This window comes from Pyrodictium delaneyi (genome assembly GCF_001412615.1).
GTDB lineage: Archaea > Thermoproteota > Thermoprotei_A > Sulfolobales > Pyrodictiaceae > Pyrodictium > Pyrodictium delaneyi.
This window is the reverse complement of record NZ_CP013011.1, coordinates 1,580,850-1,593,999: the sequence shown is the minus strand read 5'-3', so window position 1 is coordinate 1,593,999 and position 13,150 is coordinate 1,580,850. Positions and strand designations below refer to the sequence as shown.

13 protein-coding genes are annotated in these 13,150 nt (G+C 51.7%); 7 read left to right on the top strand and 6 right to left on the bottom strand.

Features of this window, described 5'->3' with window-relative positions; all coding sequences use genetic code 11:
- Window positions 1–8 precede the first annotated feature (8 nt).
- The 4 genes from Pyrde_RS08050 (at window position 9) to thyX (ending at window position 5,642) form a co-directional block, all read left to right on the top strand.
- Window positions 9–827, top strand: coding sequence for a KaiC domain-containing protein (locus tag Pyrde_RS08050; protein WP_088171903.1), 819 nt, complete (start codon window positions 9–11; stop codon window positions 825–827).
- A gap of 73 nt (window positions 828–900) precedes the next feature.
- On the top strand, window positions 901–1,341 hold the full coding sequence (locus Pyrde_RS08045; RefSeq protein ID WP_143522143.1) for a hypothetical protein: 441 nt from the start codon (window positions 901–903) through the stop codon (window positions 1,339–1,341).
- A 224-nt stretch (window positions 1,342–1,565) separates the two neighbouring features.
- Window positions 1,566–4,562 carry an adenosylcobalamin-dependent ribonucleoside-diphosphate reductase gene (locus Pyrde_RS08040; RefSeq protein ID WP_055409757.1) on the top strand — a complete coding sequence of 999 codons (2,997 nt, stop codon included), beginning with the start codon at window positions 1,566–1,568 and terminating at the stop codon, window positions 4,560–4,562.
- A 99-nt stretch (window positions 4,563–4,661) separates the two neighbouring features.
- Window positions 4,662–5,642, top strand: coding sequence for an FAD-dependent thymidylate synthase (gene thyX, locus Pyrde_RS08035; protein ID WP_197272675.1), 981 nt, complete (start codon window positions 4,662–4,664; stop codon window positions 5,640–5,642).
- 94 nt (window positions 5,643–5,736) lie between these two features.
- On the opposite strand, the gene Pyrde_RS08030 is transcribed toward thyX, so the two are convergent.
- On the bottom strand, window positions 5,737–5,943 hold the full coding sequence (locus tag Pyrde_RS08030) for a hypothetical protein (RefSeq protein WP_055409755.1): 207 nt from the start codon (window positions 5,941–5,943) through the stop codon (window positions 5,737–5,739).
- Between the two features lie 199 nt (window positions 5,944–6,142).
- Between Pyrde_RS08030 and Pyrde_RS08025 the strand changes: the two genes are divergently transcribed.
- Both Pyrde_RS08025 and Pyrde_RS08020 read left to right on the top strand, forming a co-directional pair.
- A complete protein-coding gene (locus tag Pyrde_RS08025) occupies window positions 6,143–6,364 on the top strand; it encodes a CopG family ribbon-helix-helix protein (protein ID WP_180385472.1) in 222 nt (73 codons plus the stop codon).
- Between the two features lie 18 nt (window positions 6,365–6,382).
- Window positions 6,383–6,874 carry a type II toxin-antitoxin system VapC family toxin gene (locus Pyrde_RS08020; RefSeq protein WP_055409751.1) on the top strand — a complete coding sequence of 164 codons (492 nt, stop codon included), beginning with the start codon at window positions 6,383–6,385 and terminating at the stop codon, window positions 6,872–6,874.
- Between the two features lie 62 nt (window positions 6,875–6,936).
- Here the strand turns inward: Pyrde_RS08020 and Pyrde_RS08015 are convergent, their stop codons facing one another.
- Entirely contained in the window at window positions 6,937–8,232 is a 1,296-nt protein-coding gene (locus Pyrde_RS08015) for a hypothetical protein (RefSeq protein ID WP_143522144.1), read from the bottom strand.
- Between the two features lie 409 nt (window positions 8,233–8,641).
- Here Pyrde_RS08015 and Pyrde_RS08010 point away from each other — a divergent pair, with 409 nt between their 5' ends.
- Window positions 8,642–9,484, top strand: a complete 843-nt coding sequence (locus Pyrde_RS08010) for an FkbM family methyltransferase (protein WP_055409747.1) — start codon at window positions 8,642–8,644, stop codon at window positions 9,482–9,484.
- Between the two features lie 158 nt (window positions 9,485–9,642).
- Here Pyrde_RS08010 and Pyrde_RS08005 read toward each other — a convergent pair whose 3' ends face one another.
- The 4 genes from Pyrde_RS08005 to Pyrde_RS07990 all read right to left on the bottom strand — a co-directional run bounded on the left by Pyrde_RS08005 (window position 9,643) and on the right by Pyrde_RS07990 (window position 13,118).
- The gene (locus Pyrde_RS08005) at window positions 9,643–10,860 is read right to left on the bottom strand and encodes an ABC transporter permease (RefSeq protein WP_082419570.1); all 1,218 of its coding nucleotides are present in this window, start codon (window positions 10,858–10,860) and stop codon (window positions 9,643–9,645) included.
- Between the two features lie 15 nt (window positions 10,861–10,875).
- Complete coding sequence (locus Pyrde_RS08000; RefSeq protein ID WP_088171905.1) at window positions 10,876–11,634, bottom strand: ABC transporter ATP-binding protein; 759 nt, start codon at window positions 11,632–11,634, stop codon at window positions 10,876–10,878.
- A gap of 22 nt (window positions 11,635–11,656) precedes the next feature.
- On the bottom strand, window positions 11,657–12,322 hold the full coding sequence (locus Pyrde_RS07995; protein ID WP_055410889.1) for an MBL fold metallo-hydrolase: 666 nt from the start codon (window positions 12,320–12,322) through the stop codon (window positions 11,657–11,659).
- 214 nt (window positions 12,323–12,536) lie between these two features.
- Window positions 12,537–13,118 (bottom strand): hypothetical protein, encoded by a 582-nt coding sequence (locus Pyrde_RS07990; RefSeq protein WP_055409743.1) that lies wholly within the window; start codon window positions 13,116–13,118, stop codon window positions 12,537–12,539.
- Between the last annotated feature and the right edge of the window lie 32 nt (window positions 13,119–13,150).

Genomic DNA, 13,150 nt, shown 5'->3' with positions numbered 1-13,150 from the left:
TGATAACCTTGAAGATTGAGATAGAGCGGTTGCCCACGGGCGTACCTGGTTTTGACAAGCTTATACAAGGAGGTATACCGCGGGGATTCTTTGTAGCTGTTGTTGGAGAGCCTGGTACCGGAAAGACGATATTCTCAATACACTTTATTGCTGAGGGTATTAGACAGGGAGATAAAAATATCTATGTGACAACTGAGGAATCAAAGGAAAGCATAATAAAACAAGCAGCTATGTTTGGTTTTGACTTCGAGAAGGCTATCCGTGATGGAAAGCTAGTTATAATAGATGCGCTCATGGGTAAACGTGATGACCCATGGAGCATTGCCGAGCTTGATGTAGAGACTTTGGTAAACAAAGTCATAGAGGCCAAAAGGTATCTAGGCTACGGTCGTGCCCGCCTTGTGGTAGACTCGATGTCAGCCTTTTGGCTTGACAAGCCCGCTATGGCGAGGAAGTATAGCTACTTTGTAAAGAGAGTACTATACCGCTGGGACTTTACAGCACTACTTATAAGCCAGTATGCTGTCACGACGAGCCTAGGCTTTGGTTTCGGCATAGAACATGTAGCAGACGGCATAATAAGGTTCAGAAAGTCCGTCGTTCGGGGCGAGCTAAGACGCTACGTGATAATAGAGAAAATGAGACAAACAGAGCACAGCCTTAGAATGCATGAAATAGAAATAAGAGACGGAGCTGGAATGCGTGTAAAAGCACCCACAGTATACCGCAAGGAGGATACAGCTCTCCCTCCTTCTGTTGCTGCAAGAATGCTGGCTGCCGAGCTACAAAGGCTATTAGAGATACCTAACGGCGAAGAGGAGAGCTAGGAAGCCTTAAGACTATACTAGTGTGAGGCTAGCTTGGATCCTCTGGACGAGCATAGTGGATGGGAGGCTGGCATTGGGCAGGCGCGAGAGCTTCTACGTTCGATGGGGTAAAGGAGCACTAGAGCTACGTGTTGCAAACGAGGCTCTTGAAATTAGAGCTGCTAATGCCGAACTGCTCTTCGAGCCTAGGAGCATAGTAGTAGAAGCCAAATACAGTTACAAAAGAGAAGTTGAGGATAGGAACAGAAAAACACTCTTCATAGGCTTTGCGGAGGAGCTGAAGCCCCTAGAAGCACCTCGGGTGGACATAGTAGGTAGGAACTATGTTGGAAACTTTGAAGTGGTCTACACCGATTTAGAGTTCGAGAGATATCTCACGGTGATAACCCCGGCTAGCTTTCTCTACGACTATTTCGTGTTGACAAGCAAGGATGTGATGTTCTATATGCAGGCTAAGCGCAAGGTGTATTTCGAAGAAGAACCCTATGACAAGATAATAGTGTATGTTATGTAGCAGTCACCTAGAGTTTGTATAGGACAACGTCTCCCTGTCAGGCTCGGATAAACATAGGTAAGACCGAGTGATACTAAGGTTATGTCCTAGCTTTGTTCAGCATATATTACGCGTGTATAGAATCTACCATAACAGCTGCAGTTGAGCGGAAGAGGTAATACACGGGTTCATAGTCGGCAGGGCTACACTACCCCCTCCTACAAGTACTACCGGGGTGCCCTATTGTGGCGGGCAATACTGACAAGCAGCAATTAGAACTCATCAAGGAATCGCTATACCGGCCGGAGGCTGAGGAGGAAGCAAAGCAACTACTGTTAGGTGACATATATCCTATTGTTGTAAGGAGTTATCGCAGGACAGCCCCTAATGGTGGCAAACTAGCAGAGTTACCCGATTGTGTGAAAGCATACGCTGAGAGTCGTGATAGCGAGCCATGCAGAGACGATATGGGCTTCACGTATAATGCTATACGTGTTCTCATGGCCAGGTACATGACCCGGAACGAGTATGGGGCCTTTATGGAAACCCCTAGCATGGTGATGAGAAGAGTAGCACTGGGCTTTCGAAGCCGCGTAGACCCCGAGGAGCTATACCGGCTACTCATAGCTCGCCGTTTCATGTTTAACTCCCCTACTCTCTTCAACATGTACGCTGATGGTGCCCGTGGTACTCTCTCGGCTTGCTACGTGACCCCGGTCTATGATGACATGCGTGCAATAATGGATGCAGCCACGGTTCAAGCTATGACCTTCAAGTGGGGTGGTGGCCAAGGCTTCAGCTTCAGCGAGCTAAGGCCTCGTTGGGATATAGTAAGGGGTACTAGTGGCTATGCCTCCGGCCCATTAAGCTTCATTCAGATATACGATGTCGTTACGGAGATGGTGAAGCAGGGTGGCAAGAGACGTGGCGCAAACATGGGTATTCTACATGTCTGGCATCCAGACATAATCAATCCCGACTTTGACCCCTGGGCAGCACTCTGGAACAAATTACCACCTCAGCTCCAGAGTCTGCTACGCCAACTCAAAGAGATAGTAGACGCCATAGAGAGGGATGGTGAATACGAGGTAGACACTGCGGTAAAAGAGATGCTGGAGAGGCTAACACGTGGTGGCTGGAGCACGGTAGAAGATGCAGGTTTCATACAAGCCAAGGAGCCACCCCTACAGGACGTAAACATAACCAACTTCAACATAAGCGTGGGCGCCAATGACGCCTTCATGAAGGCTGTGCTAGAGGACAAGGAGTGGTGGATGATAAATCCAAGATATAGTGCCGACTCCAAGACAGGTATCTATCGGCTTCACTACAGTGTATCTATGGCTACTGGTAGTGGTAGGCTAGGCAAGCTAGTAGAGAAGTATTCCTGGCTGCTAGACAATCCATACCTAAATATCTATGAGGAAGTAGCAGAAGAGGCTCGGGCCAAGGCGCTAGCGGCCCTCAAAGAGCAAGCCAAGTACACGGGCTGGGAGATACAGCCAGACACGAAGAATCCCCATACGTGGCGCTACCCGGCACGCAAGATATGGGAGAAGATAGTAGAGAATGCCTGGGCAGGCGGCGACCCCGGACTCATATTCATAGATAATCACAACAAGTGGAGCCCCACGCCATGGCTTGGTGCAGTGAACGCTACCAACCCATGTGGAGAGCAGCCACTATACCCGTTTGAGAGCTGTAACCTCGGCAGCATGAGTATCGAGAAGTACATCGTGGGCGGGAGGTTCGATATAGACAAGTTTATGCATGATGTACAAGTAGTTATAGACGCTATGGATGCCGTGATTGATCTAAACAACCATCCCGACCCCAGGCAGGATATTGCTAACAAGCTGACAAGGAAGATAGGCCTAGGAGTAATGGGCCTCGCTGACGCGCTCGCGAGGCTCGGCTATCCCTACGACAGCGATGAAGCGGTAGCTTTCACCATGATAGTTATGGCCGCTCTGGAGGTCTATAGCTGGAAGCGTAGCTGGGAGCTAGGCGCCAAGCTCGGCCATGCCCCAGCGTTCGAATGTAAGAGGTATGACTGGAGAAGCATGAAGTGTCTAGAGAAGGGTGAGCCTGAAGAACTGGTAGAGCTGCATACCCCAGCACTCGTGAAGGCTGGTGAAGTAGCCCGGTTCGAGAATGGATGGTTGAAGCTTCATTATCACAAGGTAGAGATCAGCGATGATGTTAGGGAGAAGCTCGCAGGTGCTGCGAAAGAGCGGGTAGAACTCGACGGTGCGGTGAAGCTGGTGCCAGAGTATGTAGTAGAGCGGGTTGCTAGCGAGGTATTTGGTGTAGAGAGACGTCATGTCTGGGAGGCGCTGAAACTGCATCCAGTCAAGGCGGCTAACAGTCCCAGGCACTTGCTAGCACTCGCGATATGGATGCCACAGGCGGCGTGGGAGCTGTTAAAGAGCTACGGACGCCTACTGGGTGCAAAGGCTCCACGGAACACAGTCACCACCACCGTGGCGCCCACTGGTACGATAAGCATTATAGCTGGGACTAGCAGTGGTATAGAGCCATATTTCGCCCTAGTATACCGCCGTGTCGTAGCAGTTGGCGAATTCCTGGAAGTGGTGCGTCCCTTCCGTGAGAAACTCCTAGAGGCCGCGGCCCGCTACAAAGTACCAGAGGAGGCTGTAAAGGTAGTCTATGAGACCATCAGTAAGCATAAGGGCTCGCTCCGCTGGGCCCTGGATGAGATACGTGACAAGTTGATGCAGATGGGTATAATGAACGGGTTCCTCGCAGAGATAGAGCGGCTGGCGAGGCTATTCACTATGAGTATGGACTTCGATGTCTGGTATCACTTAGCCCATCAGATAGCTGCGCAGCTCTACGTAGACCAGGCTATAAGCAAGACGATAAACCTCCGCAAGGAGGCCGGCAAGGAAGAGGTCTACACAGCCTACCTGGTAGCCTGGTTAGGTGGCCTCAAGGGAGTAACAGTGTACCGCGACGAGAGCAAGGGAGTCCAGGTAATCTACTTTGGTGGCGAGCAGAAGAGCTTGTCAGCGAAGCCGATAAAACGGCGCAAGAAAAGCCAAGAGCAGTCCCGCCGAAAGATGAGAATGATGCATCTCAAGAAGAAGATTCGACGGGAAGATCTAGAGGCCGACGAGAAGGCACGCGAACTCTTTGAGGTTAAGGAGGCCGCGACGGGTTCTGACGAGGTTGTAGTAGAACTCACGGAGAACAGTACATGCAAGACATGCGAGGTCTAAAGCCCCATACATTTGTTATAAAAGATGTAGGGCTCGATGATAAGCACTCGCAATCCTCCAGCTTCTGTCTAGAGGTCCAGCTCTAATCCGGGGCAAGTTGTGACGCTGCTAGATACCCCTCTTGTTAGCGGGCTGGAGTTGTCACCCCCGGTTCTTGTAAGGCTTATATCCTATACTCGCGATGCGCCGCGGTTAGTAGCAGCGGCTGCACGGATAACAGTGTCGAAGAAGCCTGTTGAGAAGGCATGGGATATGCCTAGCAGCGAGATAGAGAAATGGATACGAGAACTCATACGCCGTGGACATGGTAGTCCTCTTGAGCATGCAGTCTATACATTTGAGGTGATTTGTAGCCGCGTCTGTAGTCATCAGCTCGTCCGTCACAGAATAGCCAGCTATACGCAGCAAAGTATGCGGTATACTGAGGGCTTCCTACGTCAAATGGTCATAGAGTTATGCCAGTTCTCCGACGTGGAATGTCCCGAGAAGCCACGTAGACGAGATGACTATGCCCTCTATTCTAGCATCCTTCGCTGGGCAGCAGGTCTCGTTGACAGGCATGATGAAAGAAATGGTGTCGAGACGGCAAAGATCTTAGAGGCCGTGAGTAGGGCCTTCGTACTAAATCCCAAGTGGAATTTCGGTACAATGCTTAGCCATGCACGTATACATCTCCAAGCGGCTGCTGAGTACTATAAGATGCTTGCAGAGGGTTTGCCAAGGGAGGACGCGCGTTTCGTCTTGCCTCAGGCGGTGCGTACGCGAGTAGTCTTCACAATGAACGCGCGAGAGCTCCTAGAGAGCTTTCTACCGCTCCGCATGTGCAGTCATGCACAATGGGAGATACGTCTACTGGCGTGGCGTGTTCGAGAGGAGCTTGTACGAATTCACCCGGAGATATTCCGTTACGCAGGGCCTCGCTGTGTGTTTCAGGAGAACCGTGTCCGTCAAGAGCCTTGTAGACTTGAAGACTACGTTTTGGGGCAATGTGGCTTTACTATAGAAAGGTGCCCGGAGCTGGTCCCTCGGCAGGGTATAGCCAACTGCCTGGGGCTCGCAGCGCAATCATCAAGGTGGTAGGTGGTATGAGGCTCGGCAGTAGCGCCCTGTACGGGTTTGGCGTAATTTTGTAATTTATGAGAGCCAATAACTAGAATTGCTTGGGGTGATGGCTTTAGGCTAGCGCTTTCTTTACGTGCTCTACAAACTCGTCTATTGTCATCTCTTCGCGGTGCTTGGGCAGTTTTATCAGCACGATCTTACGGTCTGGCGTTAGTACTCTTATCTCGTCATGGTCCTTATATCTGAACACGTCGAGCTGTTTGAGTTTGAGCTGCTCGAGTGCCTTTCTGTAAGCCGTGTACTTGCGGCTTACGGGCATTGCTCTCCTCCAGGCATCCGTGGCCTCCTGGCTGCCCCTATAAAACGAATTATACGGCGAACCGGTATTACCATGCGTAAGTTCTTAAACTCAGGTTAAGACATTAGCGGGTAGCTTGTATATAAAAATATATATGGGGTTTCCACTCTCCTCTATACCTGAGCAAGAAGGCTATGAAAACATTATAGGTGATTGGTCCTTGAGCACAGCGTCAGCAATCTATGTACGTGTGCCACAAGAGCTGCTGAAGGAGTTTGACCGTGTGGCACAAGAGCATGGTCTGTCGAGGAGCGAGGCTATCAGAGAGGCTATGAAACTCTTCATATACTACTCCAAGGCGCCCGACGTCAAGAAGCTCCGCGGCATCATAGAAACCAAAGTCGAGGCCGACGAGCTAGACAAGTTTATTCTACCAGGCTAACATGGGAGGTGAGATGCGATGGTAGGCCCAATACTGGTAGACTCTACAGTCCTCATAAGGCTCCTACTAGGCAAGGCTGGTGCAGACTTCGCGGTCAATATATTCAGTCGCGCCGAGGAGGGCAGCGAAGACCTGGTAATACCGAGCACCGCCGTGCTAGAGGCGCTATCCAAGGCAGCTGTAGCAGCTGCTAGTGCCGCCACTGGGGCAGGTGTAGCAGAGAGTATAGAAAAGCTAGCTAGCGACGAAGAGGTTAGGGCTAAGGCATTCGAGGCTGTGGAGAAGCTCTCCGCGTATCTCTCACAGCTCAGCAGGACTGGAAGATTGACAGTCTACACAGTGAGTATGGACGACATAGCCCGAGCAGTAGAGCTAGCAAAGAAGCATGGCTTAAGCCTCAGTGATGCAGTAACCCTTGCAGTAGCCGAGAAGCTCCGCATACAGAAGATAGCTACATTCAGCCCCAAGCTACGTAGCATAGAAGGCTACACCTTTATGCCTTCGAGCTAGCTCCAATCTCCTTTTTAGCCGCAAATCATAGCGGCTTGTCTTGCTCCGTCTTGCTCCTACTCCTAGCTTACGTCGAGACCCACACCTAGAGCGAGTAACCCCTCTAGTACGCCAGGTGCTATGTCCTCAAGCACGTCAATGCCCTCGAGACTACCGCTTCCCAGTCTTAGAAGCCTAGCCAATGCAGCAGCACAGTAGACAGGGTCATTACACTCTATGCTCTTCCTAATACTCTTGGGCTGCTCTCCCTCAGCCACGAGTCTATCACCTTCATCTTCATAGAAGGCGTTGACTCCTAGCTGTTGTAGGAACGACTCGAATCTCTTGTCAAGTAGCCCCTCAAGCGTCACTGTATTGAGTCCACTTATGACCAGCCGAGCCCATGCAGCCACCTGGGCTGCTGCGTATAGCATGTAGCCGGGCTCGTCTCGAACCGTTATAGTGGCCGAGAGAGGCTCAAAGGATGTAGCAACTATACTGCAGTTAGAATCTCTACACTCTTTATAGGCCTCGAACCCTGTAGCCTTCAACATGTACTCTAGAGTAGACAGCTCTTCCTCGCGTATTGGCAGTCCTTCGACGCGTATCTCGCCACCTATGCATGGAGAGGCTAGCGCGAGTAGGAGAGCAGTCTCGTGTGGTCCACCTTCAACTACAAGTCTACTCTCGCCATCCCCCAGAGCACCTATAATGAGCGAGGGACCACTCTCAATAACCTCAAAGCCAGCCAGCCTAAGCGCCCTAGTCATAGCGGCCAGCCTGCCAACTCCCCTAACGGGAGAACCATACGTCATTAGTCTGCCTCCACCGGTAGCCGCAAGGGCTGCAGCAACACCAGCGGCTATGAACCCTGGTGGACCATAAAGCCTAGCAATGCGGCCATGGGGCTTATATATACTTGGCTCGACTACCACGAGCCTTGAGAGGGTGCCTCCAGGCCATGCCCGCCCGCCTACAGCTATCACTGCTTCTATCAAAGGCCTTAGGCTAAACGATAGACTGGACTCGCTCGTACCCCGGACTATTAGCTGGCCTCCAGGTGGGAGGCGGACAGCAGCAAGAGGGGCTATGAGGCCTGGTACTAGCAGTCCACAAGTTGTATCTACAACTACTCTGGATTTTTGCTCTCCTTCTTCGTGTATTGTTAGTCTCGTGGACGAGATCCACTCAGCCCTATAACCCAGGGCTTGTAATGCATGAAGGAGTGTAGTGATGCACTTGCTTTCCCGTTTGACACCATCTACCTCGCCGCCACCCCTGGCGGCTACTGCAACTATCCCTACAAGGGTCTCCCATAGCGAGGGTGGTGCGGTTACCGAGCCGGAGGCCCCGCTGCACTCGATGACTCTGGCTTTCATGTCTCTGGCACCGCTAATCATGATGGGTCAGGGCGCGAAACCATCCACACTGACAATGCGTCTTCGGAGGGCAACCGTAAGGGCCCAGTTCATCATTCCCGTATAAATATGAGCAGCTAGAGACGTTATGAAGTATTTCCTCGCTCGGCGGTAGCCAGGACTAGGGTCGGTGATGGGACTCTTCTTCATAGCCCTTTTGGGCTCGAGGAGCCCCCAGCCCTCATCCCCGGCTAGCTATAGAGAGGAAGTTCAATTGATGAATCTTCTATAGGGTAGCTTGCTATTTAACAGTAGACACTGCTCTCTGGAACCTCTTACAAGCTCCCTTATATAGCTGCTGCGTATACTTAAGAGATGTTAAGAGTGCCCCTACATGGCATTGGGTTTGCGGGTTCGGGGGTAGAGGCTAGTGGCAGCTAAGGACAGCACAGTCATAAGCGATGAGGAATACCTCGAGTGGCTTACATCAACGTCTAAAGGATGTATAAGCACCGAGGCTATGGAGCTATTAGTCGAAGCTACTACTAGTGGATGTAATGGAGAAATCGAGGTAGACCTTGGAGATACTTTATTCGCTATACCTTGTAGCCAGCTTCCTGAGGCCTGGGCTAACCTAATCCATGTACACTGTATTGACGACTACCAGCTAGGCTCAATAGTAAAGCTCAAGCCAGGCGACATAGTGGTAGATGGTGGCGCTTACATAGGATTCTTTGCTGTAAAAGTGGCGCTTGCCATGAAGCGTGATGGGTTAATTATAGCTGTAGAACCGAATCCGGCTGCAAGGAGTATACTCTACAAGAACTTCGAGCTAAACAGCCTCGAACGCATAGCCCGCATCGATCCTAGATCCTTGGGTGGCTGTGAGTATTGTCTACGCGAGATACACGTTACAGAGCCTTGGGTTAACACCAGCATGTATAAGAGCTATATAGCGGAAATGCGGGTAGAGGTGTTCAAGACCCTTAGAGTGCCATCTATAAGCTTAAAGAGGCTAATGAAGGATCACGGGCTAGATGCTATAAACTTGCTTAAGCTGGACGTGGAGGGAGCGGAGCAAGAGGTTCTAGAAAGAGCATCGAATGACGGAATCCTATCGCCGAGCACTATAAGCCAAGTGATAGTGGAAGTTCATCCGCCGCTCATACGCGTAGAAGATATCGAAGCACTTCTCCGCGACAATGGCTATAAGACCATAGTCAAGAGCTTTGGGAGTGACTGGAAACAAGCAGTAGTCATTGGTATATCTTAGGTTCATAGCAGATATAGTATCTCTGCAGTGTAGTTCTACGGTCAGTACGGCCTCCCCGCTCATCCCGAAGCAAGGATCCAAGGAAGACCCTGGTCGCCGGGGGTTCATCTAGAGCAAAGTAGAGCTATGCATCATCCCGTGGCGCGTCCAGCTAGAGTCTAGCCACGCTTAACTAGCCTCTCAGGTCTATATAGTCGTGCGGCAGCAGCTATAGACACTATAGTCAGTGCGGCGATGATGCTGGTGTGTATGAGGGCCATACCCTCGTCACCTAGAGCGTAGGTCTCTATGGCTTGAGCCGTATGTGTATAGGGTATGAGGTAGAGTAACGCCTTTATCCATGCTGGTAGTGTGTTGATATCGACGAATAATGTTGAGAAGAAGACCATAACAGCGGCGCCTGTTACGCTACTTGCTGTGAGGGAAGCTGCACGCTGGCCGGGAACCACCATAGTAACCAGCATAGTTATAGCGGCGGTAACCATCACGGCTAGAGCTACTTGGACTGCATGGAAGAGTATAAGCCCTGCGGTAGCGCTTGCCGCGGTCATCTCTGCATATGCGATCACGGCTACAATGTCGAGACTGCCTGCTATCAAGGCTGCAGTCAACGAGCCGAGAGTCTTGCCTAGCACCAGCTCCACGCCGCTGAGCGGGGTTATCGCCAATAGCTCGCCGGTGCCGCGCTCCCGCTCACGGGTTATGGAGTCTGCTACAGCTATCGCTGCGGGATTCAGTATAAAGAATACAGAGAATGCTAGGAACCTTGCAACAGCTGCTCTCTCCTGGAGCTCTGGCGGAGCCTTCTGCCCAGTCTCGGTGACGGTTTGCGATACAACACGTAGCGGGTGTAACACGTAGTCGGTCTCAACCTGCTTGCCAGCTAGCCTAGCTAGTGTCTCGACACGCTGTGCGGCTATACTCTGCGAGAATCGCCCCATCACGCTATAGGCTAGCTGTACAGCGTCCTCGGCTGCAGGGTTCCCCACTACGCGGTACAACTCTACGATAACTGGCGAGTCGATGCTCGTGGCATTTCTGCTAAAGCCCTCGGGGATTACTATGGTGGCTACGGCTTGTGATGGTGGTGTACAGGGAGGCCCGTGCTCCATCATTGCGCTAAAGCCCGGGCTTTCGTTGAAGGCCGTATAGAGCTGCTGAGCGAGTTCCTCCGCTGGTGCACCAGTGTCGCATACAACTATGGCTACGAGAGCAACTTGCTGCGTCTTTAGCCCGGTTACGAGGAGCCCTAGCACTGGAAAGAGAAATGCCGATACAGCCATCAATACCAGGCTGCGTCGGTCGCGAAGGAATTCAAGTGCCTCCTTCTTGACGAGCACGGCTAGACGATAGTTTATTAACGGAAGTCTTGGCATGGCGGCTCACCGTGGCTATTCCCGTCGTGTCCCTCGTGGTAGTACAGCCTTCACGAAGGCTTCCTCGAGGTCTCTCGCGGAGTACTTCCTGACGAGGTCGCTTGGATGACCTTCGTCGATGATTCTGCCCCTGGCTATGAAGGCTACTCTATCGGCTATTCTCTCTACCTCTAGCATGTTGTGGCTGGTGACGAGCACTGCCCTGCCCTCCTCGGCGGCCTGTCTTATTAGTTGGCGTATACGTACAGCACTATAGACGTCGAGCCCCGAGGTAGGCTCGTCGAGGACTAGGAGTGGTGTGTCAAGGGCTAGAGCTAGGGCTAATAGGAGCTTCCTCTTCATGCCTTTGCTGTACTCCTCGACACGGCGCCAGAGCGCTTCACCTAGCTCTGAGAGCTCGGCTGCCCGTTCTACGATGCGCTGAGCCTCACTAGGGTTGCCCATATAGAGTCCAGCGTAAAACCAGAGGTGCTCATAGCCTGTCAGGCGTGGATAGACAGCAGTCTCCTCGGGAACATAGGCAGCTAACCCATGAGCGCCTCTCCCAGTGTATGGGTCGACGCCACATATGTTAACACTGCCAGCGTCGGGGCGGTATATGCCGAGGATCATACGTATAGTTGTAGTCTTACCTGCGCCATTGGGGCCTATAAGTGCGAAAACAGTGCCCGAACCTATACGTAACGATATTGGTCCTATCACTGGGCCCTTCTCGAACTTCTTGACGAGCCCCTCCGCTACTAGCACATCTCCCTCACATTTGTGTCGAGCCAAATACCAGGCCCCTCTAGCCGGTCTACCTTGGCGGAGCGAGTACGGCTAATGTCTTCTCTTCGGGGATATCTTCCCGTGTGATCTCAATCCAGCTGGACTCTAAGCGTAGCACGCGCCACTTCTTTGCATATCGTAGTATTGTATCGAGAGGTTCGAGAGGGAGCTGTATTCCTGGGAGCCAGTAGTGCATTGGTATAACTATGCGTGCTCCCAGTGCCTCTGCCGCCTCTAATGCTTGGCGTGGATGCAGGGTATACACGTCTCCAGCTGGGATAAGCGCGATATCAACGCTGCCTATTTCACGAACTTCCTCCTCAGTGAGCATGCGTCCAAGGTCGCTTAAGTGTACTAGACTAATCCCTTCCACCTCTATACGATATGCTACTACGAATCCCCTAATACGCCCGTCAAACTCGTCGTGAGGTAGTTTTACGCCCTTAACCTTGAAGGGTCCTAGAGTGAATCCTCCCGTCCTCTCCCTTGCAACCACAGTATGGTCTGTTGAAACCTTTTCGACAGCATTATGGTCGTAGTGATCGTGGGTAACTAGCACATAGTCGGCCTTAACGCTTGGAGCCGAAAACCCTACGCCTAGGCTACCCCCGTCGTGTGGGTCAATTACCAGCCTCTTGCCGTCTACCTCTAGCTCAAAGCATGCATGTAGCCACCATTTCAGCCTTAACGGCATAGCGGCCCAACCCTGCACAAGCTTAAGCCTTGCACTGCCGTTAAGTAGTGAGCCACAGTGCACGTCTTACAGCAATCATAGATATGCTTCACGGGTTTGTAGTAGTGGTGATACATGGTGAGACGGTGTCTCGGCGATCTGGGCTAGTTGTAGTTGTGTCAAAACCGGGAAGGTTGTAGATTTGTTGAAAGCAGCTTTAGCCTAAAGGGTGATGTTAGCTGGCAAGTGTGTCGCTGAGTGCACGTACTTGCGCTTTGGCCTGGCTTCGTGCTGTGTTAGATACGATGTAGCGGCAGTAGATCTTGCCCTCGCGGCGGATGCAGAGTAGCTGGTCTGCAGGAAGCTCTGCAAGTTTGTCAGTCTTTATGGTGAATGTGGCGTCTAGTGCGCGTGCTATCTTTCTCTCGTAGCCCTTCTGGCTTAGCGAAACTGCCGCAGCATATATCTCGGCGGCTTTGCTGGCGTCATCGAACTCTACTAGACCGGCACGCCAAAGAGCTGCTATGTATGCAGCTGCGGCCTTGTAGTCGCCTGCGAGCTCCGCGAAGTCTTTGAAGCTCGGCTTAGAGCCCTTAGAAGCAGCTTCTAGTATCGACCTTATGAGTGCATACTCTAGCCGTGCAAGCTTGCCCTCGTCAACGTCTATTATCCTCTTCTTGGGGCTTCTTATGCGTAGTCTAGGCCTTGGTAACGCGTAAACGCGGATGTAGAACCTCTCTGCCTCGATCGTCTTGCGGGCCTCCTCAATACCTGTTCCGGCTAGCTTAGCTATATCGACTATGGGTGTAGCTGACACGGCTCTACGTCACCCCCCAAAGGACTCCGATT

Bases quoted from the DNA above. Each gene is read 5' to 3' on its own strand.
- Pyrde_RS08030 (WP_055409755.1), bottom strand. From the start codon at position 5,943: ATGCCCGTAAGCCGCAAGTACACGGCTTACAGAAAGGCACTCGAGCAG.
- Pyrde_RS08020 (WP_055409751.1), top strand. From the start codon at position 6,383: ATGGTAGGCCCAATACTGGTAGACTCTACAGTCCTCATAAGGCTCCTA.
- Pyrde_RS08015 (WP_143522144.1), bottom strand. From the start codon at position 8,232: ATGAAAGCCAGAGTCATCGAGTGCAGCGGGGCCTCCGGCTCGGTAACC.
- Pyrde_RS08005 (WP_082419570.1), bottom strand. From the start codon at position 10,860: ATGCCAAGACTTCCGTTAATAAACTATCGTCTAGCCGTGCTCGTCAAG.
- Pyrde_RS07995 (WP_055410889.1), bottom strand. From the start codon at position 12,322: ATGCCGTTAAGGCTGAAATGGTGGCTACATGCATGCTTTGAGCTAGAG.